20 protein-coding genes and 3 tRNA genes are annotated in these 24,909 nt (G+C 64.3%); 8 read left to right on the top strand and 15 right to left on the bottom strand.

Annotated features, from left to right (window positions below):
* Positions 1-5: 5 nt before the first annotated feature.
* From QFZ47_RS20085 to QFZ47_RS20070, 4 genes are read right to left on the bottom strand one after another with little or no spacing between them, the layout of a single operon-like run.
* A complete protein-coding gene (locus QFZ47_RS20085; protein WP_307657296.1) occupies positions 6-863 on the bottom strand; it encodes a TRAFAC clade GTPase domain-containing protein in 858 nt (285 codons plus the stop codon).
* Complete coding sequence (locus QFZ47_RS20080) at positions 860-1,909, bottom strand: TRAFAC clade GTPase domain-containing protein (RefSeq protein WP_307657295.1); 1,050 nt, start codon at positions 1,907-1,909, stop codon at positions 860-862. The genes QFZ47_RS20085 and QFZ47_RS20080 overlap by 4 nt, the downstream gene beginning before the upstream one ends.
* Complete coding sequence (locus QFZ47_RS20075; protein WP_307657294.1) at positions 1,906-3,009, bottom strand: GTPase-associated system all-helical protein GASH; 1,104 nt, start codon at positions 3,007-3,009, stop codon at positions 1,906-1,908. The genes QFZ47_RS20080 and QFZ47_RS20075 overlap by 4 nt, the downstream gene beginning before the upstream one ends.
* On the bottom strand, positions 2,993-4,327 hold the full coding sequence (locus QFZ47_RS20070; protein WP_307657293.1) for a metallophosphoesterase: 1,335 nt from the start codon (positions 4,325-4,327) through the stop codon (positions 2,993-2,995). The genes QFZ47_RS20075 and QFZ47_RS20070 overlap by 17 nt, the downstream gene beginning before the upstream one ends.
* 716 nt (positions 4,328-5,043) lie before the next feature.
* On the opposite strand from QFZ47_RS20070, the gene QFZ47_RS20065 reads away from it, so the two are divergent.
* The 3 genes from QFZ47_RS20065 (at position 5,044) to QFZ47_RS20055 (ending at position 9,857) form a co-directional block, all read left to right on the top strand.
* Complete coding sequence (locus QFZ47_RS20065) at positions 5,044-6,546, top strand: HNH endonuclease (protein ID WP_307657292.1); 1,503 nt, start codon at positions 5,044-5,046, stop codon at positions 6,544-6,546.
* 163 nt (positions 6,547-6,709) lie between these two features.
* Complete coding sequence (locus tag QFZ47_RS20060) at positions 6,710-8,440, top strand: ATP-dependent nuclease (protein ID WP_307657291.1); 1,731 nt, start codon at positions 6,710-6,712, stop codon at positions 8,438-8,440.
* On the top strand, positions 8,430-9,857 hold the full coding sequence (locus tag QFZ47_RS20055; protein WP_307657290.1) for a UvrD-helicase domain-containing protein: 1,428 nt from the start codon (positions 8,430-8,432) through the stop codon (positions 9,855-9,857). The genes QFZ47_RS20060 and QFZ47_RS20055 overlap by 11 nt, the downstream gene beginning before the upstream one ends.
* Positions 9,858-10,137: 280 nt before the next feature.
* Here the strand turns inward: QFZ47_RS20055 and QFZ47_RS20050 are convergent, their stop codons facing one another.
* Positions 10,138-10,770, bottom strand: a complete 633-nt coding sequence (locus QFZ47_RS20050) for a hypothetical protein (RefSeq protein WP_307657289.1) — start codon at positions 10,768-10,770, stop codon at positions 10,138-10,140.
* 434 nt (positions 10,771-11,204) lie between these two features.
* On the opposite strand from QFZ47_RS20050, the gene ku reads away from it, so the two are divergent.
* Positions 11,205-12,140: a non-homologous end joining protein Ku gene (gene ku, locus QFZ47_RS20045; protein ID WP_307657288.1), complete on the top strand. Its 936-nt coding sequence runs from the start codon at positions 11,205-11,207 to the stop codon at positions 12,138-12,140.
* Positions 12,137-13,009 (top strand): tetratricopeptide repeat protein, encoded by an 873-nt coding sequence (locus tag QFZ47_RS20040; protein WP_307657287.1) that lies wholly within the window; start codon positions 12,137-12,139, stop codon positions 13,007-13,009. Before ku ends, QFZ47_RS20040 begins: the two co-directional genes overlap by 4 nt.
* 15 nt (positions 13,010-13,024) lie before the next feature.
* Here QFZ47_RS20040 and QFZ47_RS20035 read toward each other — a convergent pair whose 3' ends face one another.
* Positions 13,025-13,204, bottom strand: a complete 180-nt coding sequence (locus QFZ47_RS20035) for a DUF3606 domain-containing protein (RefSeq protein WP_145746479.1) — start codon at positions 13,202-13,204, stop codon at positions 13,025-13,027.
* 179 nt (positions 13,205-13,383) lie between these two features.
* On the opposite strand from QFZ47_RS20035, the gene ligD reads away from it, so the two are divergent.
* Positions 13,384-15,966, top strand: coding sequence for a DNA ligase D (ligD, locus tag QFZ47_RS20030; protein WP_307657286.1), 2,583 nt, complete (start codon positions 13,384-13,386; stop codon positions 15,964-15,966).
* A 442-nt stretch (positions 15,967-16,408) separates the two neighbouring features.
* On the opposite strand, the gene QFZ47_RS20025 is transcribed toward ligD, so the two are convergent.
* The 9 genes from QFZ47_RS20025 to folC all read right to left on the bottom strand — a co-directional run bounded on the left by QFZ47_RS20025 (position 16,409) and on the right by folC (position 23,715).
* A tRNA-Asp gene (locus QFZ47_RS20025) sits at positions 16,409-16,485 on the bottom strand.
* 69 nt (positions 16,486-16,554) lie between these two features.
* Positions 16,555-16,630 (bottom strand) — tRNA-Glu (locus tag QFZ47_RS20020).
* A 51-nt stretch (positions 16,631-16,681) separates the two neighbouring features.
* A tRNA-Ala gene (locus QFZ47_RS20015) sits at positions 16,682-16,757 on the bottom strand.
* A 71-nt stretch (positions 16,758-16,828) separates the two neighbouring features.
* Positions 16,829-18,220 (bottom strand): glutamate--tRNA ligase, encoded by a 1,392-nt coding sequence (gltX, locus tag QFZ47_RS20010; protein ID WP_307657285.1) that lies wholly within the window; start codon positions 18,218-18,220, stop codon positions 16,829-16,831.
* A 7-nt stretch (positions 18,221-18,227) separates the two neighbouring features.
* Positions 18,228-19,457: an O-succinylhomoserine sulfhydrylase gene (locus tag QFZ47_RS20005; RefSeq protein WP_307657284.1), complete on the bottom strand. Its 1,230-nt coding sequence runs from the start codon at positions 19,455-19,457 to the stop codon at positions 18,228-18,230.
* A gap of 11 nt (positions 19,458-19,468) precedes the next feature.
* Positions 19,469-20,971, bottom strand: a complete 1,503-nt coding sequence (purF, locus tag QFZ47_RS20000) for an amidophosphoribosyltransferase (protein WP_307657283.1) — start codon at positions 20,969-20,971, stop codon at positions 19,469-19,471.
* 12 nt (positions 20,972-20,983) lie between these two features.
* Positions 20,984-21,469: a CvpA family protein gene (locus tag QFZ47_RS19995; protein ID WP_307657282.1), complete on the bottom strand. Its 486-nt coding sequence runs from the start codon at positions 21,467-21,469 to the stop codon at positions 20,984-20,986.
* A gap of 18 nt (positions 21,470-21,487) precedes the next feature.
* Positions 21,488-22,345 (bottom strand): SPOR domain-containing protein, encoded by an 858-nt coding sequence (locus QFZ47_RS19990; protein WP_307657281.1) that lies wholly within the window; start codon positions 22,343-22,345, stop codon positions 21,488-21,490.
* 62 nt (positions 22,346-22,407) lie between these two features.
* Positions 22,408-23,715: a bifunctional tetrahydrofolate synthase/dihydrofolate synthase gene (folC, locus tag QFZ47_RS19985; RefSeq protein ID WP_307657280.1), complete on the bottom strand. Its 1,308-nt coding sequence runs from the start codon at positions 23,713-23,715 to the stop codon at positions 22,408-22,410.
* Positions 23,716-23,772: 57 nt separating this feature from the next.
* Between folC and QFZ47_RS19980 the strand changes: the two genes are divergently transcribed.
* Positions 23,773-24,129, top strand: a complete 357-nt coding sequence (locus tag QFZ47_RS19980; RefSeq protein WP_307657279.1) for an ArsC family reductase — start codon at positions 23,773-23,775, stop codon at positions 24,127-24,129.
* A gap of 58 nt (positions 24,130-24,187) precedes the next feature.
* The gene (locus QFZ47_RS19975; RefSeq protein ID WP_307657278.1) at positions 24,188-24,799 is read left to right on the top strand and encodes a hypothetical protein; all 612 of its coding nucleotides are present in this window, start codon (positions 24,188-24,190) and stop codon (positions 24,797-24,799) included.
* The last annotated feature ends 110 nt before the right edge of the window (positions 24,800-24,909 follow it).

The raw sequence follows: 24,909 nt of genomic DNA, 5'->3' as shown, positions 1-24,909 counted from the left end.
CTACCTCAAGCCAGCAGCCACTGAAGTGGCTCCGTCAGGTCATGCGACCGGCCGCCAGCGGAGACGACCGAGATGCGCTCGGACGGAACGTCCATTTCCCTGATGCGTTGGGCCTCATCCTTTACTGGCTTGCCCTGTTCATCGTAGACCCCGCCTTGAGCGCTGACCCCAAACACCTTCATGTTCCATGCCTTGTCGAGACCGTGCTTCAGATATTGCTGGAGCAGCGGCAGGTGTGCCGCCAGGTAGGCGTCGGGTTGCCTTCCAGCGCCTGCGGCTTTGTCCCATGCGGATAGCACGATGGCCACGCGACGGGGGCCGACGTCCAACGTTGCGGACTGCAGTGACTGGAGGAGGTCGACGAGCTTGACCTGTGTCGGTGCAAGGCGTGCGGACCAGGGAATTGGCTTCCCAGGTTCGATAGTAAGCCCCATCGCTTCCGCATCTTCAATGTCGTCGATGATCCAGCCGGGCGGTTTGATTTTGTCCGCATGGACGAACAGCAGCACGCCGCTGCTACGCATTGATGCCGCGACCTCAGGCGAGCATTCGCGACCCTCCCACATCTCCTGAAACGACTCGCCTGCGAGGTCTGGAAACGACAGTTGAAACTCCGGGTCGCCCTCTGCTTGCAGCCACATCGTCACGGTGCGGTCGCCCGCATGGAGGGTGCGCTCCTGAACCTTGGCCTTGCGCCAAAGGGCCGCAATCTCGTTGAGATGCGCCGATTGGTCAGCCTTCAATCTAACGAGGTTCAACTTCGTGCTGACTTCACCGGACGTCAGGAGATGCCACAGCGCTGCGAGGAAGGTAGTCTTACCAGACCCTGGCAGACCTAACACTACGATGTCTTGTACGGTCATGAACCGGTCCTCGCGGCCATTGGAAGAAGTCTTCCGAACGCGCGCTCCGCGGGCACGATTTCCTTCGCGATGGCGTTAGGTACATTGCGGCACGGCTCTGCCATCCAGTACCTGAGAAGCTCAGCCATTCCCTCTCCGCGTTGAGCGTTGGTGGTTTTGGGCGAGGCGGCGACCTTGAAATCCTGGACCTGAGCGAACTTGGCGGCGTACTCCAGCCGCACATTGGCGACGAGTGTTTCGAAATGGCGTAGCGCACCGTCGCGAGCTGCATCGTCCTTGCGGATCGCGTCGAGCTTGGTGAGAACCAGCGCTAGGCGTTGGCAGGGCGGCGCCACGCCGACCTCCACGAACGCTCGCAGCGTCATACGGACCTGAGAGCGCACTTGATGGCGCTCGCCGGCATCGAGCAGCTTGGCGCCGTCAACCAACACAGTCAGCACGTCAGAGCGTTTCAGTTCCGGGTAGTTCTTCGCCCGGTCGAGCTCGTCATGAACGAGTGTGTACTCTTCCCCAGCACGATTGCCAAACAACGCCGAGCGCTTGACGTCGCGCTCTTCGTCGACCAAGTCGACGTGGAAGAAGAGCACCTCGCCTCGCTCAGTTCGTTCCATGTGCGCCTCGCCGCGCTCCGACTCGCGCCTGGAGTCGTGGCAAGCACGTTCAAACGAGTGCATCGTGGACGATCCAGCGAAAGCGTAGCCGCCTACCGGTCCCCGTTGGAGCAGGTCGTACATGCCCGCGATCAGGGTGGTCTTGCCTGAATCGAACGGTCCCACCAGGGAAATCACGTTGCACGGCCCCTTGCCGAGCAGGTTGGTCGCTTCGCTAATGGACAGCGCCTCAGCATGCGGCAGTCTCACTCCCGGACGGGCAGATAGTGCGCCAGTTGGCGCAGCGGCTGGGACGATGAGTAAAGCCTTGCCGAACTGAGGGCATGCGGAGGCCTCGGAAAAACCTTCCAGGCAGCGACCACCAGACGCGATCTTGCAATCGGGATTTGAGCATTGGGTCGCGGGAGCTTCGTCTTCCTCCTCCATGGCGCTCATCCCAACGTCACCTGAAGCAGCTCGCGGTACAACGCTTCGCAGAGCTGCAGAGCAGGCAACGGTGTCGTCTGGTCAATGCCTGTCACCGTACTCCACACCGCAGCCCAAGTATCTGCGCCATCAGCCTCTTGTCGCCGGCGGACGGCTTCCAGGATCGGGGTCGTTGTCGTGGACACCTTGCCTGTGTGATCTTCTGGCAGAACACGCGCGAGCCACTCCTGCGGCAGGCCTTGGACCGCAGCCGGGATGGTCAGTCGAACGGTGTTGTCGACTCCCGCACGGACCAGCAAGGAAGAAAACGCGGTCGGTCCCGGCAGCGCCCTCGTCAGCGCCGCGAGTTCGACGGCGAAGACGATTGGGCGGAATTCAGGCTGAACCTCTGCGAAGGGCAACCCGAAGCGAACGCACTGACCACCTTGCAGCCACCAGAGGATGTCGAGCTCCTCATCCTGAACCCGCACGTAGCCCTGTACGGCCGTCTCGAATGAGCGCTGTCTTGACGCCATGGCAGAAAGAATCTTGGTGGTAGCTCCACTGAGGGCCTCCAATGCTGCGCGAACCGTGGTGATGTTCCCATCCGCCAGCGCGTCGAGGTTGGCAGTGACATCTAGCTGAGGATTGACGAGCTTTTGCTGCTCGAGAGATGGCCTGCGGCGCGCGGTTTCCGAGAGGTGGGCCTGTGCGTTCACAGCCATGCCCACGAGGTCCATTGGCTGTTGCAACCCTCGAAGACCAGCGCACGATGCGCCGGTGACAAGCGCAGCAGCTTTGGCGGCCGTCGTGTCTCTCTCATCGAGAATCAGTGCGAGCGCCATTGCGGCGATGAGAGCGGCTTCCTCATCCTGTAGCGCAGGACCGCCCTCAGCCAACTGGGTGCGGACTTGGCCCGCCTCAGCGGCCAAAGGCTGTAGCTTCGTACGAAATGCCAATCGCGTCAGCACTTCCAGCCTTGTGTCGGTCGGGTTCTTTGCGATGCTTTGGATGCTGGCCCACCGCCGCGAGCGGACATCGGCGTTCTCGCTGAACTCCATGCCGCTATACCAACTGTCGAATTGATCCTGCACGGTCTCCCCCTCCTTCGGTTTAATGGCTGTTTTCAACGCGTTCGATTTCGCTGGCCAGTTCGGCTAGGAGGCCGCGGGCCGCGGCCAGTTTGAACGCCTTCTTGTAAAGCTCTGGCTCCGGCACGCGAAGATCGGCGACGTCGATCAGAGCGAGCTTCAACATGATGTCTCGGCGCTCAGCAATTGACAGGTCCCAGAACCGGAAAATGAGGTTGCGCGTGGACGGGCCTTGCATCGTTACCTCCGGTTTGAGTTCCGCTGGAACTGCGATAGCGGCGGCCGCATGTACGGCTACCGCCACCGCGGTGGCAGGGTATGGCGCAATCGGTTCAACCTTCGCAGCAGGCTCGCCCAACGGCGGCAGATGCGGAAGTGGCATGCTGTGTGTCCAAACTTCCTGGAATCGATCCGGTCGTAGTGCGACGAACATCTCAGGTGCCTTCTGGAAATGCCGTACAAATGCGCGGACGTCCAAAGTTCGATTCAGGCCTTCACCGCGCACGGAGATGTCGAGCAAGTTGTACCCCGGCTTCCAGTCCCGCTCGTGAACGTCCGGGTTCACAGCTCCAGCCTGGAATCGCATGTAGGTCGGCGTGGGTGTGCAGCGCTGTCGATGCTCATGCCCGAAGAACTGCAGTTTGGCTCGATCATTGATGTTGTCGTCGGTGTCGTCTCGATCAGAGAACCACAATGGCGGGTGATGGCACAGCACCAGATTGACTACATCTTGCTCGGGATTCAGCACCGTCTGCAGCCTGCCAAGGTACAGCCGTCCTGGGCCATCGTCGCGCCCACCCAACCCAGAAATGAGCGTCGACGTCAGTCCGAACAGGCGAAGGCGTACGCCCATATCCAGCTCGACTTCGTCTATCCAAAAAGGAAGCTCGGGATACACGCTGCAGTCGAACCCCGCGGCGAACTCGTTGTAGGCGGCCATTGGCTGAAACAAGGCTTGGCCTAAGGTTCCATCCGCGAGCTGACGTTTCATCATCGACTCACGCTCATCATCCGACGCCTTAGCGATGGCGTCCTGCGCGATGGAAATGGTCAGCGACTTGGCGCATACCCCCCGATCGATATCATGGTTGCCTGGGACGACGTAGATGCCCTCCGGTGAACAGCCGCATTGATGTGCAAGGCCGAGCAACCATGCGCGTGCCACCCCGTATTCAGCGGGGTCACCCTTGAAGGCGATGTCACCTCCGACCAGAATCGCGTCGACCGGGCCGCCTTCGCGGCAGAGCTCGACCGCATCCTGTGCAAGCAGCGTTCGATACGGCTGATTGCGGTCGGTGGTCAGGGTCTCGCAGTCGGGTGAGCGAAAGTGGATGTCAGACAGATGCAGAAGGCGCATTCTGTGCATCTTAACAATCAGATACTTTAATCGCGGCCGGAGCATCTGACTTGCGAGCAGCTGGGTTGCTCTGCGACCGTTCGGCGACTCCCGCGGGGTTGCAGGACAAGTTCGGTCCGTTCACTCCGAGCGTAAAGACATCGTCTGCAGCAGTGCGGGCGGCATGGGTGTAGGCACCGGACAAAGCGATGCGCCTCGAGCGCCATCAAACCGAACGGCAGCATTGAACGTTCGCAACCAGCCAAGCGCCGCCATCCAGCTTTAGGCTTTGACTGGCGGCAACCGCTGCGTAGCCGCCCTTCAGGTATGCCCGCTCCAGACTGACTGCGGTCCGTCGCTCTCGAGCGCTCGATGACTGGCCTTGACGGGAGCGGACGGTCAGCCACCGACGATGCATCCTGAACGGCCTGATCGCTCAGACTTGATCCTCTGCGACCTCGGCGACAATCAAAACATCAGCACTGTTCGTGACGATCGGTGCTTCCTGGCCTTTGAGGATTAGCCGGTCGACGGCAATACCTGTCTGTTCCTAACAGCCTGAGCGGCCGTGCATATGCCCCGCCGAGCTCCGGCGGCGCTGACTACGACTCGCCAGCGCAGCGGAAGGACCGCTGCCAGCAGATAGGATTCAAGGCGTCGGGCCATGCCCGACCAAAACGTGACGCGGGGCTGCCGCCTGGCGTCTCTTGTGGTCTAACGCACGATAACAGTAGTCGATGGACGCCAACCTCTTGAATCAGTACCAAGCAGCCGCGTTGCTGCGCATGTCGCCGGAGCTCCTCCGGCACATGGTAGGCCACCAAGTAAAGTGGAAAGACAAGCGACGTCTTTCCGCGTCGAAGGAGGTCGACGGCGTCTACCACTTCGAGGGGGCAGAACTGCGTGCCTACGACAAATGGCTGCGCGCCCCGTGGCCAGTTCCTTCCGGCAAATCGCGGCCGGGCATGCCCGAACAGATCAGGAATGAGATTCGCGTGGAGGCGAACTTGGAGTGTGCCCTTTGCAAGACCTCCGGCCAGGCTGGAGAAGCGGCTCACATTGAGCCGGTGCACATCAGCAAAAACAACCATCCTCACAATCTGATCTGGCTATGTGCCAACCATCACACCAAGCTCGATAACGGTTCATTTGGTCCGAAAGGCGCCGATAACGAAACCATTGTCGGATTGAAGATCGGCCTGCAGCACTTCCGACGTGCTGCTTGGCTAGGGCAGGCTGAAATTGGGATTCAGATCGCAGCGACGTTGTCGTTGTGCAAGCTCATGCACAGGCAACTAATTTCGGCGAAGACGAGTGTCGAAGTTCATGCGTTCGAGCAGCTGGCCACTCAGACCTTAACGCTGCTTCCCCAGCTAGCTTCGCAATCAAAGGTCGCGGAGGTTCAGCCCCTACTGACGCAGATGGCGAACGACTTGGAGGCTGCAGGTGGTTCCTCGGCCGGCATCGAAGACCAGTTGGCGGCAGCGGCGGCCTACGAAGTTGAGTTCTTGGAGAAGAGCGGACTGGTCTCTTGCCCGCTATGCCACGGGTCAAAAACTCACAACGGCTACGAGTGTCCAGTGTGCAGCGGTGACGGTGCCGTGGCGGAAGGGATGAAGATTGACCTGAGTGACTTCGAGCTTATTGCCTGCCGGCTTTGCAATGGCTCTGGCCGCCACGAAAGCGAGTCCTGCCCTGCGTGTGGAGGCGAGGGTCAATTCGAGAAGCGAATCGCCGATAGGATTGACTTCACCGAATTCGAGATGGTCCAGTGTCCCTTGTGCGAGGGGGCCAGGCGCTGGCAGGGCGAGGATTGTCCAGAGTGCGGAGCAGAGGGCGAGATGCCTGCTTGGGCGGCCAATCGAGTGGACCTCTCGCAGTACGACGAAGTTAAGTGCCCGCTGTGCGAGGGTGATGGGCGCTACGAGGGAGAGACCTGTCCAGAATGCCATGGCGAACGAGCGATGCCGCGCCGTAGCGCGGATATGGTCGAAGTGTCTAAGTACGATCTACAGCCTTGTCCGCTGTGCGGCGGGTCGGGCTCCTTCCTTGACAACGACTGCCCCCCATGCGGAGGCGAAGGAAAGATGCCTGCAATCGCTGTGGAGCGTCTAGATCTAACTCCGTTCGACTTGGTGAAATGCCCACCTTGCCAAGGCACCGGCGTGTTGCACGGAGACTACTGCCCTCACTGTGCGGGGAACAAACGCATCCTGCGCATGTATGCAGAACAGCTGTAGGCTACCCGTTCAGCGAGTCGTCTGAGCGGTCATTGCCGGTCAGTGTCGTCTCAGCCATTACCAGCAGGCAGTCCGCAACAACTCGCGTACATCGGGTCGGAACTGGCACCTTGGCCATGGCACGTCCCGAAAAGCTGACAATTACTATCCCTTGGAGTTGCTCTTGCCCCGCATCCGACGCCTTGAAATTCAAAACTTCCGGTCCATCCAGTCGCTCAACTGGGCACCGTCCGCTGGCGTCAACTGTCTCATCGGACCCGGGGACAGCGGCAAGTCCACGATTCTCGATGCCATTGACCTCTGCCTCGGTGCCCGTCGCACCAGCGCACTGGGGGACATGGACTTCTTCGCCATGAATGTCGACGTGCCAATCACCATCTGCGTGACGCTGGGGGAACTGCCCGCTTCGCTTATGGACATTGATGTCTACGGCGAGTTCTTGAGAGGCTTCAACCCAGTGATCGGCTTGGTGGAGGATGAACCTGGGGTAGGCATCGAGACCGTCATCACGCTTCGCCTGCAGGTGGCAGCCGATCTGGAACCCACTTGGTCGCTCTTCTCCGTGCGTGCGGAGCAACAGCGGCTCGAACGCACGCTGCCCTGGAAAGAGCGCTCCGCCTTGGTACCGGCCCGCATCGGAAGCTTTGCGAGCTCCAACTTGTCCTGGAGCCGTAGCTCGGTCCTCAACCGCATTACAGACGAACGGGTCGAACTGGGCGCTGAGCTCGCGCGCGCAGCAAGACAGGCGAGGGCGAACTTCGGAAACCAGGCAGCCGCCCATCTCAGCCAGACGTTGGAGGTGGTCCGGCAGACCGCCAACAGTCTGGGCGTTCCGGTTGGGGCCATGCCTCAGGCGCTCCTGGACGCCCATTCCGTGTCAATTGGCGATGGCGCCATCGCCTTGCACGGAGAGACTGGCATTCCGCTCCGTTCGCTTGGGACGGGATCCTCGCGGCTGCTCGTGGCAGGCCTTCAACGGGCGGCGGCTGGCACAGCACCAATTGCGCTGGTTGATGAAGTCGAGCACGGGCTTGAGCCTCATCGGCTCATGCGGTTCCTTGATTCGTTGGGGGCGAAAGAGGCGGCGGCACCACCACTACAGGTGTTCTTAACCACGCACTCGCCCGTCGCGCTGCGCGAGCTGTCTGGCAGTCAACTGTTCGTTGTCCGATCCATGGGTGGCCACCACGTCGTCAAGCTCGCAGGAACCAGCAACGAGGTGCAGAGCACGCTTCGTGCTGATCCAGAGGCTTTTCTGGCAAGGTCCGCCATCGTGTGCGAGGGAGCTAGTGAGGTCGGGTTCGCTCGTGGACTTGATCAGGCCTGGTCGCACGCAGGAGCACGCTCGTTCCTGGCCCTCGGCGGGTCGTACGTCAACGCGGGCGGGGGGAGTCCGGACAACAGTTTTGCGCGAGGTACAGCGCTGCTGAATCTGGGCTATCGAGTGCTTGTGTTCGTGGACGCTGACAAACCGTGTGCGCCGGGTGTGCCGGAGGCGTTCGTGGCCGCTGGCGGTCAGGTGCTTACGTGGCGGCCGGGTTTGACGCTTGAGGACGAGATGTTCCGCTACCTCCCTGACGCCGCTCTCGACGCGCTTCTAATGAAAGCCGAGGAGTTGGCCGGCGTCGACTTGATGAACGACCACATCCGGACGAGGTCCCAGGGCCAGCGCGCTCTGGCTGACATCAGGGCTGAACGCCAACGTGGAGCCTATCAGGTCGCCACTCGGGAACTACTCGGCGCCGCCTCACGAATCCGGAACAACGGATGGTTCAAGTCGTTGACCACCTATCAAGAGGTCGCGAAGGATGTTGTCTGGCCAATGCTTGACCAAGCTGAGCCTGGCTTTAAGGCGGTAACTGACCAACTCTGGGCCTTCACCAGTGCCGCCTGAAATCGACCTTTTCGCCATCGGGAGGGGCTCGGTCACGGCTCCTGCAGGTTGCGGGAAGACGCAGTTGATCGCCGAGACCCTCGCATCCCACACGCAGCCGCGGCCGATACTTGTTCTTACGCACACAAACGCGGGCGTGACGGCTCTACGCACGAGGCTGAAGCGAGCGGGCGTTTCAGCTGCCGCATACCGCGTCTCAACAATCGACGGCTTCGCGATGAGGCTGATCGCGAGGTTTCCCGCGAGGAGCGGTCACAACCCTGAAATTCTGGAGTTGCACCGTCCCGGCACGGACTACCCGGCGATTCGCGAAGCCGCCAGGCGGCTGCTAGCGGCGGGTCACCTTGTCCAGCCGCTGCGAGCGACGTATGCGAGGCTGCTCGTCGACGAGTACCAAGACTGCAACGTGGTCCAGCACGCCGTCGTCTCTGGGCTTGCGCAGACGCTGCCGACCTGCGTGCTCGGTGATCCGATGCAGGCGATCTTCGGATTCGGCGCGAATCGCCTGGTCCATTGGGACAACGAGGTCCAGGTTGACTTTCCGGGCGCCGGTCAGCTCGATACGCCATGGCGGTGGCGCCTTGCTGGTGCAGAAAATCTCGGGCAGTGGTTGCTCGCGGTTAGGCAGCAGCTGCAGGCGGGGCAACCGGTTGACCTGCGTACTGCGCCGGCCGAGGTTCGCTGGGTACAGCTCAATGCAGGAACTGAAGTTCAGCAGCGCCTTTTCGCAGCTCGGACCAACGCTCCCAATGCACAGGGGACCGTGCTTATCATCGGCGATGCCATCAACGCGCAAGGACGCTATCAGGTCACGAGTCAGACCCCCGGCGCGATGACCGTCGAGTCCGTCGATCTACGCGACCTTGTGAATTTTGCTGGGCAGTTCGACCTGCAAGGTGCGGAACCGTTGTCGCAACTCGCCGAGTTCGCATCGAGCGTAATGACCGGCGTCGGCCCCGCAGCCTTACTGCCGCGCGTCGAGTCTTTGCGGAATGGGAGAGCGCGGACTCCGCCGACACCAACTGAGGCAGAGGCCGTAGCGTTCGTCGCGGAGCCGACCCTGAAACGCGCGCTGCGCGTTTTAGAGGCCCTCTCAAACCAGCCTGGCTCCCGCGTGTACCGCCCTGAGGTGCTGCATGGCTGCCAATCAGCCATGCAGGCTGCTGCGAGTGGCGAGATCGATCTGCTGAGCGCCGCGGTCCAGGCCCGCGAGCGCAACCGTCACCGTGGACGCCCGATTGCGCGACGCTCCGTGGGAAGCACTCTCCTGCTCAAAGGGCTCGAGGCAGACGTCGCAGTTGTCCTTCATCCGGAACTGATGACGGCTCAGAACTTGTACGTCGCGTTAACGCGCGGTGCGCGCCATGTCGTTGTCTGCTCGCCAACCCCAGTCCTTACGCCGGTGCGCGCTCGATAGGCGATCGTCCGGCACCTAGCGGACGAGCTTGTCGCGGCACCTAAGCACGAACTGCTCGTAGAGCGGAACGAACAAGTGGGCCTGTTCATTGAGCACGCGCGCCTCTTCTCTCACCCAGTCGGGCCGAGGGCCGAGAGCTCTGAGACTGTCCGGAAACACGGACGCGAAGGTACCGTTTCCGACGGGAACGGTCTTTTCCACAAGGTGGTCAGATAGCTCGGCCGCGGCCTTGTAGAGCGCCTCGAGGCCTGCCTGCAACTCCTTGTCGATAAACTGCTTCTCAGGAGAGTCCCAGGTTTCGTAGAAGTCGAAAAGTGGCTGGATTGCGTTGCGTTGAAACGGCCCCCCGAAATCGTGGTCGCGAAGGAGTCTTATCGCCGGCTCGAACCCGAGAGTGGCTTTTGAGGGCGTCGTACAGGCGCTGGTCGTGCGAGGGCTCTTGTGCAGCGACCGCCCCGCCGCGCAGATGGGGATAGTGCTGAAACAGCCTGGACTCGTCGCGCGTCAGATCGAGCCAGACGTCTGGCCAAAACAGGACGGCGACCTCGAAGCTGCCGGCCTTTAAACGCTGCTCAGACAATTCGCGCACGAATTCCTGCAAGTGCTTGTCTGTGTCGGCGGTGGTAACCACGAAAAGCTGTTGGAGCGCAGGCTTGAAAGACTCGGCCTTCTCCACCTCGGCGCTGATAGTTGCGTCCGTGAGACCATCCAGAGTGTTCTTACACTGAAGGCCCACCAAGCGGCCCTTGTCATCCTGGCCGAAGACATCTACGCCGTTCTGCCGCTGGCCTTGCCTGCCATGGCGAGTGAATTCAGGGTTTCCCCAACGATTCTTCGCTGCGGAGCACACAATGGCCTCGAATTCGTCCCACGATCTGGGCGGTGGCATGCGGAAGTCGGCGAGGGTTGGCATACGGCATTATCGGAGCGAGCACACGGCGAGGCTTTAACATCGCAGCGAACGGTGACCAAGCGGTGGGGCGTTGATCCCTCCCGTGACGAGTTCATTTTTTTGACCAGTCCGACGCACGGACATGGAGAAGCCTGAGGCACCGTGTCACGAACGTTGATGCCTGGTCAGCGCTTCAGTGGCAGCAATCGGTCACAGAGCTGACGTTGGCGCCGCGGACTCAACGGACAGCAATCGCTACAAAGCGGAAAACCCAGTGCTTCCTATCCTTATGTTTCCGCACGAGGTGGTTGCCCTTTCGCAGCTGTGAGGCAGAAGTTCTCCTACGGACCATGGAGCTGTCGGCCATTGACGCGCTGCAATACCGAGGCCTAGCATCTTCTCTCGCCTGCGTCGGGCAGGCGGCGTTTCGCCTTTAAAGGCGTTGAGGAGTCCGCATGGCAGCCCGTTCGATCGCGTCGCTCACGCTCAGCTTCGGCCTGGTCTCGATCCCCGTGCGCCTCTACTCCGCCACGGAGAGCTCCAGCGAAATCCGCTTCAACATGCTCACCAAGAAGGGCGAGCGCGTGAAGCAGCAGTACATCTCCGAGAAGACCCGCAAAGTGGTCGAGCGATCGGAGATGGTCAAGGGCTACGAGTTCGAGAAGGACCATTTCGTCCTCTTCACTCCCGAGGAGCTGAAGGCCCTCGAGGAGGGGAGCAGCCACGTCATCGAGATCGTGGCCTTTGTCCCGATCAAGACCATCGACCCGGTGTTCTACGACAAGGCCTATCTGCTGGCGCCGGACAAGCGCGGCGGCAAGCCCTATGCGCTGCTCGCCGACGCGATGCGCAAGAGCGGCCGCTGCGCGCTGGCGAAGTGGGCATGGAAGGCCAAGCAGCATGTCGTGCAGGTCCGCCCCGTCGAGGACGGTCTCATCCTGCAGCAGCTCCTGTACGCCGACGAGGTCCGCTCCCTGCGGGACCTGGACATCGAAAAAGTCACGGTCGCGCCGGCCGAGTTGCAGCTCGCGCTCCAGCTCATCGAACAGATCTCGCAGGAGACCTTCGATCCGACCCAGTTCGAGGACGAGGAGAAGCAACGGGTCCTCGCGGCCATCGACGAGAAGATCGCCGGCAAGCAGATCGTGGCCTCCGCCCACACCGAGGATGCCACCAGCGGCCAGGTCATCGACCTGATGGATGCGCTGAAGGCCAGCCTCGGCAGCAAGGCCGCCTCGGGCGGAGATCGGTCGGGCAAGCCGGCCGCCAAGTCGGCGCGGACCAACGTCACGCCGATGCTGGAGGCGAAGGAGCGCAAGTCGGCACGCCGCGCGCCGGCGAGCACCCCAGCTCCCGCCCCGGCGCCCTCCCGCGCACGAGCGAAGAAGTGAAGTCCGAGGCGAGCGAAGGCTACACCGTTCGAAGGGTCCAGCAGATGCTGGGCATCTCGAGGGCGATCATCGATCGCCTGGTGCGTGCAGGCTTCGTGTCGCCGACCCGCGGGCGCCGCAACGAGCATCGCTTCGAGTTCCGGGACGTCATGCTCCTGCGCACGGCCTACGACCTCCAGCAGGCACACATCCCCCCTCGCAAGATCCTGCGCTCGCTGCAAAGCCTCAGGGCCTCCCTGCCGCGAGAGCTGCCACTCACGGGCCTGCGCATTTCCGCCGTGGGCGAGGAGGTCGCCGTGCGGACAAGGGACAGCACCTGGGAGGCGACCTCGGGGCAGATGCTGATGGATTTCGAGGTGACGTCGAACGGTGGGGAGCTCGCCTTCATCGATCCGAGGACCCCCGAGAAGCCCGCGAGCGTCACCGACCAGACCCCCGAGGCGCTCGTGAACCTCGGTGCATCGCTGGAGGAAACCGACCCGGCAGGCGCCGAAGCGGCGTACAGGTCGGCCCTCGAGGCCGCACCCGATTTCGTGGACGCCGTCCTGAACCTCGGAGCGCTGCTGTGCGACACCCACCGCTGCGCCGAGGCGGTCCAGCTGTACGAGAAGGCGCTTCCAACCATCGCGGACTCCGCGCCCATGCACTTCAACTACGCCATTGCGCTGGAGGATGCGGGCCAGCTCGCGGCCGCGGCGCAGGCTTATGCCCGCGCGCTCGAACTCGACCCGGGGCTAGCGGATGCCCACTACAACCTGGGGCGGCTGCACGAGCAGCTTGAAGATCCCCAGGCCGCCCTGCGGCACTTCAGCGCCTACCGGCGCCTCACGCGCGAGTCGCAGGCACCCTCGGGCGACGAAGGCACCTAGCGCGATCAACGCCCTCTATTTGCCCTTGAGATGCTTTTCGACCGCCTCGGCACTGGTGCCGACGGCCTTGACCGCGGCCTTCAACTGCTCGGGCGTGACGCCGAGCTTCTTCGACCAGTCGCGCAGTTCGTAGTCCTCGTTCACGTTGATGCGTGTGCGGTCCTGGCCGCCCGGTTTGCTCTTGTCATCTGCCATGGGGGTCTCCTGCGATGCGTTCTCCGTCGACGACCATGTCGACAGCGAGTCCTCAAGGTGATGGGGTGCAAGGAAGCGCAGCGACGGACGGAGGCGAGTTCCGTTGGAGGGCACGTCCCACAGCCGGATGCGCCGGCGACCGTCTTGCGCGCCGGTTGCCCGTTCCGACAGTTGCCACCATGGCCGCCCGCGACACCACCGCCGACCCGCTGGCCCGGTACTGGGCCAAGCGGGATTTCGCGGTCACGTCCGAGCCGCGCGGGCAGCGCGCCAGGCCCGGCAAGGCCCTGTCCTTCGTGATTCAGAAGCATGATGCGTCGCGTCTCCACTACGATTTCCGGCTGGAACTCGACGGCGTCCTCCTCTCCTGGGCCGTGCCCAAAGGGCCGAGCTACGACCCCGCCGACAAGCGGATGGCGATCCATGTGGAAGACCACCCGCTGTCGTACGGCTCCTTCGAGGGGACCATTCCTCCGAAGCAATACGGCGCCGGCACGGTGATCGTCTGGGACCACGGGACCTGGGAGCCCGTCGGCGATCCGCACGAGGGCCTCGCCAAGGGAAAGCTGGTCTTCCGCATGCATGGCCAGAAGATGGAAGGGCTCTGGGAGCTCGTGAAGATCGCCAAGGGCGGCGAGAAGCAGGAGCCCTGGCTGCTGTTCAAGAAGCGCGACGAGTTCGCCCGCGCCAAGGCCGACTACGACGTCGTGTCCGCGCTGCCCGACAGCGTCATTGCGAAACCGCTGCGCGCGGTGAGGCCGCCGACGCCCGCGCCGCGCGCCAAGGCGAAGACGGGCGAGATCGCGCCGAGCCCAAAGAAGACTGCCAAGGGGCGCGCTGCCGTTCCCGGCGCGAAGAAGGCGCCTATGCCTGCCACCATTTCGCCGCAGCTCGCGACGCTGGCGACCGGGGTGCCGGCCGACGGCGAGTGGGTCTACGAGATCAAGTTCGACGGCTACCGCGTCATGGCCCGGATCCAGGGCGGCAAGGCGTCGCTCATCACCCGCGGCGGCCATGACTGGTCCGCCAGGATGCCGCGGCTGGTCCAGGAACTGGAGCAGATGGGCCTCAAGTCCGCCTGGCTCGACGGCGAGATCGTGGTGCTGGACGCGCAGGGCCTGCCAAGTTTCAATGCGCTTCAAAAAGCCTTTGACCGCGGCGCCGGCAGCGACGCGATCGTGCTGTTCCTGTTCGACGTGCCGTACTTCGAGGGGTATGACCTGCGGGAGGTGGCGCTCGGCGCCCGGCGCCAGTTGCTGAAGGCGCTGCTGGACGAACGGGCCACGGAACACGTCCGGTACAGCGCCGATTTCGAATCCGACCCGGCCTCCATCCTCAGTTCGGCCTGCCGGATGAACCTCGAGGGCGTGATAGCCAAGCGCCTCGACGCGCCCTACGTGTCCAGGCGATCGGAGACCTGGCTCAAGCTCAAGTGCAAGCAGCGCCAGGAGTTCGTGGTGTGCGGCTACACCGACCGGACCGACGGGTCGCCGCAGATCGGCAGTCTCCTGCTCGGCGTGCACGGGCCGAACGGCGACCTGGTTTCCGTCGGCAGCGTCGGCACGGGCTGGGATTCGGCCGAAGCGCAGGACATCAAGCGCAAGCTCGCCAAGCTCGAAGTGCCCAAGCCGCCGTTCGCCGCCGGCGCCAGCAAGCCGGGGCGGTGGTCGAAGCGGGTGGCGGGCAGCGAACGGTGGGTGAAGCCGGTCACGGTCGCCGAGGTCGAGTTTGCCGAGTGGACGCCCGAGGGGCAGATCCGGCATGCGTCGTACGTCTCCCTGCGCACCGACAAGCCGGCCAGCGTCATCGTGCGCGAGACGGCGAAGCAGGTGGGCCCTGGACCGTCGAAACCGGCCGGCAAGGCGGCGGCCGGTAGCGTCAAGGTCAGCAACGCCGAGCGCGTCATCGACCCGAGCACGGGCCTCACGAAGCTCGACCTGGTGCGCTACTACGAGTCGGTGGCCGAATGGATGCTGCCGCATCTCCAAGGCCGACCCTGCTCGCTGGTGCGAGGACCCACCGGTGTCCAGGGTGAGCTGTTCTTTCAGAAGCATGACGACAAGCTGAGCATCCCCGGCGTCAGGGCGCTCGACGAGAAGCTGTGGCCCGGTCACGCGGGGCTGCTCGAGGTGGGCACGGCCCAGGCGCTGGCGAATGCGGCGCAGATGAACGTCATCGAGTTCCACACATGGAACTCGCTCGCGAAGAACATCGACAAGCCGGACCGGATGATCTTCGACTTGGACCCAGGCGAAGGCACGTCCTGGCCGCATGTGCAGGAGGCCGCCACGCTCGTGCGCACGCTGCTGTCGGAGTTGGGCCTGGCGTCCTGGTTGAAGACGAGCGGTGGCAAGGGGCTCCATGTCGTCGTGCCGTTGGCGCCAAGGCTCGACTACGACACGGTCAAGGCGTTCTCGCAGGCGGTCGTGCAGCACCTGGCGCGGGCGATACCTTCGCGATTCGTCGCCAAGAGCGGTCCGGCCAACCGAGTCGGCAAGCTGTTCGTCGACTACCTGCGCAACGGGCACGGCGCGACCACCGCGGCCGCGTTCTCCGCGCGTGCCCGGCCGGGTCTCGGCGTGTCCGTGCCTGTCAGCTGGGACGACCTCGCCACGCTGAAAAGCGGTTCGCAATGGACCATCGCCACTGCGCGCGAGCATCTGTCATTCCAGACCGGCGATCCCTGGGAGGGCTACTGGAAGGCCAGGCAGACGCTCACGGGGTCGATGAAGGTGCTTGGGTTCGCGAAGAAAATCGGGTGATGTATTGACGAACGCGCTGCTCTGCGCGTCCGACCGCTGCTTCATCCTAGGCGTGTCGCGCTCGGGTTCAACTGCTCCGATGGCGGGCCGAGTTCCCCGCTATCGGCCACCCATGCTTTTTGAGTCCCACCGCACCGGCCCGTCGCTGCCAGTACCGGGGTAGATCTCGTCATCGCCGAAATTAATTTCGGCTTCCGCGCCAGCGTCACCACCGCTCACGCGGCCTCGGGGCGGCGGATTGGGGGCGTGAGGGCATCGCCAGGATCTTGTGCTCGCTTGAGATGCCTACTCCGATAGGCATCAAGCATGCTCAATCTAAAGGTCTACGCTCTGATCCGCACTCAACATTTAAACCAAGTTCAAGTGTTCCCATAGGTGTTCCCACGGCGACGGGCAAAGAAAAACGGGTTGCGGCATTTCTGCTGCAACCCGTTGATTTTATTGGCGGAGTGGACGGGACTCGAACCCGCGACCCCCGGCGTGACAGGCCGGTATTCTAACCAACTGAACTACCACTCCTGGTAGACAACGTTCACTCCCTGCGGAGCCAAGTGCTGACGACTTGTGCCTGCTTCACTTGCGCGAAACTGGCGACCCTACGGGGATTCGAACCCCGGTAGCCACCGTGAAAGGGTGGTGTCCTAGGCCTCTAGACGATAGGGTCAAAACCTTAGGAACCGTGCTGCGATCAGCACTTATCTTCTCGACACTTTGATGGTGGAGGTAAACGGGATCGAACCGATGACCTCTTGCATGCCATGCAAGCGCTCTCCCAGCTGAGCTATACCCCCATTTGACTTTCAGGCTCTTCTTTTCAGAATCACCCTGCGTCGTGTTGAGCCTCAAATTATAGCCCGAAAAATCAGGCCCTTTTCAAACGCTCTATAACTTTTTCACGAGAAAAGATGGCGAGCACCGAATCGAGGGATGGCGTCTGCGGTGTTCCCATCAGGAGGACGCGAACCGGCATCGCCAACACAGGCATTTTCACCGAATGGGCGGCCAAAACTTCCTTGATGGCCGCGGCGATCGAAACTTTTTCCCACGTTGCCACGCTGGCGAGCTTCTCGGCGAGCGTTGCGATGACGGGCTTCACCGCATCGGTGACGTGCTGCGCGAGATCGGCTTCGCTCGGCGCCACGTCCGTGTAGAACGCGGCGGCCCAGTCGGCCAGCGCGACCGTGGTTTCGCAACGGTCCTTGAAGAGCGCGCAGATGGCGGGCAGGCGCTCGTCGGCGGCGATGCCGCGCTTTTGCAGCTGCGCAGCCACGAGCGGCGCGAGCGCATCGTCGGGCTTGGCCTTGATGTATTGCGCATTCACCCACGCCAGCTTCGCGGCGTCCCACTGCGCGGGGCTCTTCGACAGGTGCGAGCCGTCGAACCAGCTCACCATCTGCTCGCGGGTGAAGAGTTCGTCGTCGCCATGGCTCCAGCCAAGGCGCGCGAGGTAGTTGAGCATGGCTTCGGGCAGGTAGCCGTTCTCTTCGTAGGCGGTGACGCTCACGGCGCCGCGGCGCTTGGAGAGCTTCTGCCCGTCGTCGCCCAGGATCACCGGCACATGGCCGAACGCGGGCAGCGGCGCGCCGAGCGCGCGGAAGATGTTGATCTGCCACGGCGTGTTGTTGATGTGCTCGTCGCCGCGGAACACGTGCGTGATGGCCATGTCCCAGTCGTCGACCACCACCGCGAAGTTGTAGGTGGGCACACCGTCGGGCCGCAGGATGATGAGGTCGTCGATCTCGCGGTTGTTGATGGTGATCTCGCCCTTGACGAGGTCGTTCCAGCTCACGTCGCCTTCGGGCGGGTTGCAAAAGCGCACCACGGGCGGCACGCCTTCGGGCACGGGCGGCAGCACCTTGCCGGGCTCGGGGCGCCAGCGGCGGTCGTACAGGGTCTTCTCACCGCGCGCGCGCTGCGCCTCGCGCATTTCGTCGAGCTCGGCCGGCGTGCAGTAGCAGTGGTAGGCCGTGCCGGCCGCGAGCATCTGCGCGATGACTTCGCGGTAGCGCAGAAGGCGCTGCATCTGGTAGATCGGGCCCTCGTCGTAGTCGAGGCCCAGCCAGTGCATCGAAGCGAGGATCTGGTCGGTCGAGTCCTGCGTGGAGCGGGCCACGTCGGTGTCCTCGATGCGCAGCACGAACTCGCCGCCATGGTGGCGCGCGTAGGCCCACGAGTAGAGCGCGGTGCGGGCCGTGCCCAGGTGAAGGAAGCCGGTGGGAGACGGAGCGATGCGGGTGCGAACTTTGCCGGTCATGGATGAATCAGGATTTCTGTGTGCCCAGGCCACCGAGACCTCGTGAGAGATCGGCCTTGATGTCGTCGATGTGCTCCAGGCCGACCGCGAGGCGGATGAGCCCCTGGCCGATGCCGGCGGCCTGGCGCTGCGCTTCGGTCAGGCGGCCATGCGAGGTGGTGCCGGGGTGCGTGATGATGGTCTTGGTATCGCCGAGGTTGGTGGCGATGCTCACCACGCGCGTGCTGTTGATCACGTGGAAGGCATTGGCGCGCGCGGTGTCCGGGTCGTTGCCGACCACGTCGAAGGACACCACCGCCCCGCCCTGCCCCGACTGCTGGCGCATGGCCAGTTCGTGCTGCGCGTGCGAAGCCAGGCCCGGGTAGTAGACGCGCGCGATGCCGGGCTGCGTTTCGAGCCACTGAGCGACGGCCAGCGCGTTGGCGCACTGCGCCTGCATGCGGATGCCGAGCGTCTCCAGCCCCTTGAGCACCACCCACGCATTGAACGGCGAGAGCGCCATGCCGGCGGTGCGCACCACCGGGCCGAACACGTCGACGATGAGCTTCGAGGGGCCGCAGATCGCGCCGGCCATCACGCGGCCCTGGCCGTCGAGGTACTTGGTGCCCGAATGAATGATGAGGTCGGCCCCCAGTTCGGCCGGCCGCTGCAGCGCGGGCGTGCAGAAGCAGTTGTCGACCGCGAGCAGCGCGCCGGCGCCGTGCGCCAGGTCGGCCAGCGCGCGGATGTCGCACACCTCGGTCAGCGGGTTGGTCGGCGTTTCGGCGAACAGCAGCCGGGTGTTGGGCTTCATGGCCGCGCGCCATTCGGCCACGTCGGTCTGCGAGACGAAGGTGGTCTCGACGCCGAACTTGGCGAACTCCTTGCCGAACAGGTTGAGCGTGGAGCCGAACACCGAGCGCGAGCAGATCACGTGGTCGCCGGCCTTGAGCAGGCCCATGCACATCATGAGGATCGCGCCCATGCCGGTCGAGGCGCCGATGGCGGCTTCCGTGCCTTCGAGCGCGGCCAGGCGCTGCTCGAAGCTGGTGACGGTAGGGTTGGAGGTGCGCGAGTAGGTAAAGCCCGCCTCGGTGCCGGCAAAGCGGCGCGCCGAGGTCTCGGCGTCGGGCTGCACGAAGCCGCTGGTCAGGAACAGTGCTTCGGAGTGCTCGCCATGCTGGCTCGGTGCCAGGCCGGTGCGCAGCGCGAGCGTGTCGCGGTGCAGTCCGGGCGGCAGGGTTCGTTCATCGGTCACTGCTTCGGCTCTCACTCGCTGTGGTTGGGAAGCGCCAGGCGCGAAGAATCTTCTTCGGTCTCCTCGATGCGCGGACGGTTGCCGTTCATACGCGAGATGGCTTCGGTGTCGATGTCGCCGGTCACGTACACGCCGTCGAAGCAGGAGGCATCGAAGCCGTCGAGCTTGGGGTTGAGCGAGCCGATGGCGCGCTTCATGGCATCCACATCCTGGTAGATCAGCGCGTCGCAGCCGATCAGCTCGCGGATCTGCTCGACCGTGCGGTCGTGCGCTACCAGTTCGTCCTTGGTGGGCATGTCGATGCCGTAGACGTTGGGGTAGCGCACCGGCGGCGCGGCGCTGGCCAGGTAGACCTTGCGGGCGCCGGCGTCGCGCGCCATCTGCACGATCTCGCGGCTGGTGGTGCCGCGCACGATGGAGTCGTCGACCAGCAGCACGTTGCGGCCCTTGAATTCGCTGGCGATCACGTTGAGCTTCTGGCGCACCGACTTCTTGCGCACGCCCTGCCCCGGCATGATGAAGGTGCGGCCGACGTAGCGGTTCTTCACGAAGCCTTCGCGGTACGGCACGCCCAAGAGGTGCGCGAGCTGCGTGGCGCTCGGCCGGCTCGATTCAGGGATGGGAATGATCACGTCGATCAGGTTCGGCGGCACGGTGGAGACCACGCGCTTGGCCAGCGTTTCACCCAGGTTGAGCCGCGCCTGGTAGACCGAGATGCCGTCGAGCACCGAGTCGGGCCGCGCCAGGTAGACGAATTCGAAGATGCAGGGGTTCAGCGTGGGCGACTCGGCGCACTGCATCGAGTGCACATTGCCCTGCAAGTCGATAAACACGGCTTCGCCGGGCGCGATGTTGCGCTCGAACACATGGCCCGAGCCTTCGAGCGCCACCGATTCGCTGGCCACCATCACGGTGCCGTCGGCGCTGCGGCCCATCGACAGCGGACGAATGCCGTACGGATCGCGGAAGGCCAGCAGTCCATGGCCGGCGATCAGCGACACCACCGCATACGAGCCGCGCAGGCGCTTGTGCATGTTCTTGACCGCGGCAAACACCTCGGCCGGATTCAGTGGCACGCCGCGCGATGCGCGCTCGAGCTCGTGCGCGAGCACGTTGAGCAGCACTTCGGAGTCGCTCTCGGTGTTGGTGTGGCGGTGGTCGGTGGAGAACAGCTCCGAACGCAGCGCATGCGCGTTGGTCAGGTTGCCGTTGTGCACCAGCACGATGCCGAACGGTGCGTTCACGTAGAAGGGCTGCGCCTCTTCCTCGCTGTAGGCGTTGCCCGCGGTCGGGTAGCGCACCTGGCCCAGGCCCACGCTGCCCGGCAGCGCGCGCATGTTGCGCGTGCGGAACACGTCGCGCACCATGCCCTTGGCCTTGTGCATGAAGAACTTGCGCTCCAGCAGGGTGACGATGCCGGCCGCATCCTGGCCGCGGTGCTGCAGCAGCAGCAAGGCGTCATAGAGCAGCTGGTTGACGGGTGCGTTGCTGACAACGCCGACGATTCCACACATGAACGATTCCTCTCAGGGCAGGTAGCTTGCCAACTTTTCAGGCAGCGCGGGTTTCAGGCCCTGCAATGCCGCATCGAGAACATTGGCGCTGTGCGATTCGTGCCACCAGGCACTGTCGCTCAACGCCAGCAAATGAACAATGACCGCCAGCACGAGCAGGGCAACCGCACCCCGCGCCGCTCCGAAGGCCCCACCCAATATCCGGTCCACCGGCCTGAGGCCGACAGCCGCAATCAGCTTTCGCGTCAGCGCCGCCACCAGGCCCACGCCGAACGCCACCGCCACGAACACCAGCACAAAGGCCAGCGGATAGCGCCAGGTGGCCTGCGGGTCGCCGAACGGCAGCCACGCCGCCACATCCGACGCCAGCCACTGGGCGGCGATGAATGCAGCCACCCAGCCCGCCAGCGAAATCACCTCGAACACCAGGCCCCGCATGAGGCCGAACAGCATCGACACGACGATGAGCGTGACGGCGATCCAGTCGAGCAGGGCCACGGCAGCAGGCGATGGCTACTACAAAGTGAGGATGGCGGCCGACAAAGACAAGCCCTTGACCTTCTCGGCGGCCTTGTCCGCCTCGGCGCGTGAGCCGAACGGGCCGACACGCACACGCGTGCGCTCGCCATCGGCCGTCTTGGCCACGTGCACATAGGTCTTGAGGCCGGCCTTCTCGAGTTTCTGCCGCACTTCGCGCGCCTTGTCGGCATCGGCAAAGGCGCCGACCTGCACCACGAAGCGGCCGCCGTCTTCGGCTGCGGCGGGCTTGGTGCTGGTGTTGGACGGCTTGCCTTCGAGCAAGGCGCGCGCGCGGTTGCCGTCTTCGGCCGAGGCCGGCTTGGGGGCTGCGGGCTTGGGTTCGGGTTTGGCTTCGGGCTTTGGCTTCGGCTCGGGTTTGTGTTCCGGCTTGGCTTCGGGCTTGGGTTCGGGCTTGCGCTCCGGCTTGGCTTCGGCGGCGGGCCGGGTCTCGGCCGGAGGCGTGCTTGCCGCCGGCTTGCCGGGATCGATTTCGGTGCCGTCGGCGCTCTCGGTGATCATGCCGCCGCTGCCGGACGGGGCCGCGGCCACGCGGGTGCCGCTGTCGGCAGCGCCGGTAGTGGGTGCGGCGGGCGGCGGTGTTGCGGGCACGGGCAGCGGTTTGACCTTGTTGCGGTCGGGAATCTCGATCGGAATGTCGACCGCAATGGGGCGCGGCTGGGTGTCGAACAGCAGCGGAAATCCGATCACGCCAAGCAGCACCAGGACCGCCGCGCCCACCAGCCGGTGGCGCGCACGGCGACGCATGGTTTCCACACTTTCCGCGGGGACGGCGGCCGGTGCGTTGCGTCCTTCGTTGCCTTGCGGGCCGCGCGTGCGGAACTTGAAAAACGCCATGAAGTTCGATCCCTGAAGGAGTGCAGCGAGGTGTGTGCCAGATGGTGCGGACGGGCCGGCGATCAGCCGCCGGGCAGCAGGTGTTTGGCTTGCAGCCGCGGAGTGCCATGCTCCAGCACGCCACCCACGGTGAAGAACGATCCGAAGACCACGATTCTATCAGCGGGGTCCGCGTGCTCGATGGCCGCGCGCAGCGCTTCCATCGGGTTGGCGTGCACGCTGCCGGAGACGTCGGCGCGCGTGTTCTGCGCCTGCCAGCGCGCGAGCAGATCGCCGGCCTTGGCGGCGCGCGGGGTCGGCAGATCGGTGAAGTACCAGCGGTCGATCATCGGGCCGATGCGCGCGAGGATCGGGGCCAGATCCTTGTCGGCCATGACGCCGAACACGCCGTGCGTGGTGGGATAGAAGCCCATCGCGTCGAGGTTCTCGGCCAGCGCCGCCACCGCGTGCGCGTTGTGCGCCACGTCGAGCACCAGCGTGGGCTCGCCCGGCACGATCTGGAAGCGGCCCGGCAGCTCGACCATCGCGAGCCCCGTGCGCACCGCCTGCGCGGTGATCGGCAACCGGGGCCGCAGCGCCTCGAGCGCCGCGAGCACGCCCGCGGCATTGAGCAGCTGGTTGGCGCCGCGCAGCGCCGGATAGGCCAGCCCGCTGTAGCGCCGGCCGCGGCCCGACCAGCCCCACTGCTGCTTGTCGCCCGACACGTTGAAATCGTGCCCGAAGCGCCAGAGGTCGGCGCCGATGGCCGCCGCGTGGTCGATCACGCTTTGCGGCGGCATCGGGTCGCTCACGATGGCCGGCCTGCCCGCGCGCATGATGCCGGCCTTCTCGAAGCCGATGCTTTCGCGGTCGGGCCCGAGATAGTCCATGTGGTCGAGGTCGATGCTGGTGATGACCGCGCAATCGGTATCGATGATGTTGACCGCGTCGAGCCGGCCGCCGAGGCCGACTTCGAGAATGGCCACGTCGGGCTTCTCTTCGGTCATACAGCGCAGGATGCCCAGCGTGGTGAATTCGAAGTAGGTCAGCGGCATGTCGCCCCGGGCCACCTCCACTGCTTCGAAATTTGCTATCAATTTTGAAGCGTCGACCGCCTCGCCCGCCAGCCGCAGCCGTTCCTCGAAGCGCACCAGGTGCGGCGACGTGAACACCGCCGTGCGGTAGCCGGCATGCGTGAGGATCGATTCGAGCATGGCGCAGGTCGAACCCTTGCCATTGGTGCCGGCCACGGTGATCACCGGGCAGTCGAAGCGCAGCCCCATGCGGGCAGCCATCTCCTTGGCGCGGTCGAGGCCGAGCTCGATGTTCTTCGGATGGAGGTGCTCGGCGCGTGCGAGCCAGTCGTTAAGGGTTTCCATGGAGCCCGGCATTGTCGCCGACCCGGAAAGCGCCGGGCGCCCTGCGTTTTATCGGCATCATTGGCGTCCATGACAACCCTCTACGGCATTCCGAATTGCGACACCGTCAAGCGCGCCCGCGCCTGGCTCGACGACCACGGCGTCGCCTACACCTTCCACGATTTCAAGAAACAGGGCGTGCCCGAGGCCGAACTCGACCAGTGGCTGAAGACGCCCGGCTGGGAGGCGCTGGTCAATCGCCGCGGCACCACCTGGCGCAAGCTCGACGAAGCCGCCCGCAACGCGGTGGTCGACGCCGCTTCTGCCCGCGCCGTGCTGCTGGCCAATCCCAGCCTGATCAAGCGGCCGGTGGTCAACTGGGGGCCGAAAACGGGCGTTACGACAGGGTTCGACGCCGAAGCCTGGGCTGCCGTGAACGCCGTGTAAACGCCGGAACCCTGTCTCGCCGGCCGGCCTCCAACCCCGATCTGCAGGAGAGAACACCATGAACACACACGTTTTTCGCACCCTTGCGGGTCTTTCCGTGGCCGGTTTGCTGGCGACAGGCGCCAGCGTCGTACAGGCCCAGCAAGTGGTCCAGGCCCGGGTGATTTCCGCGACCCCGATCCGCGAAACGACCGGCAGCGACGTCAGCTACAACGTCACCTACGAATACAACGGCCGCCAGTACACGACCCGCACCAACAGCCGGCCAGGCGCCACCATTCCGATCGAGGCCAGCGCCTACGGCGTGACGACGGCACCGGTCGCACCGCAGCCGCAGTTGCAGCCCTATCCGGTCGAGGCCAACAGCGGCCAGCAGCAGTACCAGCAGCAGCCGCAATACGCGCAGCCGGGCGGCTCGCCTTGGGACAACGTCGTGCCCGAACCCGGCGTGGTGGTTTCCAACGCGCCGCCCGCGCCGGTGTACGCGCAGCCCGCCCCCGTCTATGTACAGCCGGCGCCCGTCTATGCGCCGCCGGTGTACGTGCAGCCGGGATACGCCTACCCCTATGCGCAGCCGTACGTGTACCCGCCGGTCGGCATTTCGCTGAACCTCGGCTATTCCAGGGGCTGGGGCGGCTATCGCGGATACGGCTACCGCCACTGGCGCTGAGCCGCGCGATGCGCTGGCCGGGCGGCAAGTGCCGGCCACCCCCTAAAATCGAGGACTTTTCCAACCCCCAAGGGGTGCGCCGCCGCGGTGGCGCGTCCTCGACAAGCCGA

It is taken from the genome of Variovorax paradoxus, from assembly GCF_030815975.1.
GTDB lineage: Bacteria > Pseudomonadota > Gammaproteobacteria > Burkholderiales > Burkholderiaceae_C > Variovorax > Variovorax paradoxus_N.
This window is presented reverse-complemented; position numbering and strand designations above follow the sequence as displayed.